Origin of the sequence: Staphylococcus sp. GDX8P80P, from assembly GCF_017893095.1 — a bacterium.
Classification (GTDB): domain Bacteria; phylum Bacillota; class Bacilli; order Staphylococcales; family Staphylococcaceae; genus Staphylococcus; species Staphylococcus borealis.
Genome location: NZ_JAESMI010000209.1, coordinates 1 through 376, shown reverse-complemented (window position 1 = coordinate 376; position 376 = coordinate 1). Strand labels below are relative to the sequence as shown.

Below are 376 nucleotides of genomic sequence, written 5' to 3'. Positions count from 1 at the left end.
GACAATTGCAAGTTGTGGTGCAGATAATATTGGTTTATTTGTCCCTTATTTTGTAGCATTGGATATTATTGAATTACTGACTACCTTAATTGTATTTTTAGTTTTAATTTTCTTTTTAGTATTCACAGCACAAAAACTAGCTAGAATTCCTGGTGTGGGTGAAATTGTTGAGAAATTCAGTCGTTGGATTATGGCTGTTATTTACATAGCATTGGGCTTATTTATTATTATTGAAAATGAAACCATACAAACGATATTAGGATTTATATTATAAATTAAGGTGTGACTTAATATGAGTAACAATAAAATTTGTGACGTCATTTGTGTTCATGAGGAAAAAGTGAATTATGCTTTAAGATTTTTAAATGAAGAAAAA

1 protein-coding gene is annotated in these 376 nt (G+C 27.9%); it reads left to right on the top strand.

All coding sequences use genetic code 11. From position 1 onward, the window contains the following. On the top strand, window positions 1–274 hold a 274-nt coding region (locus KA858_RS12490), incomplete at its 5' end, for a cadmium resistance transporter (RefSeq protein ID WP_210135840.1). Window positions 275–376 lie beyond the last annotated feature (102 nt).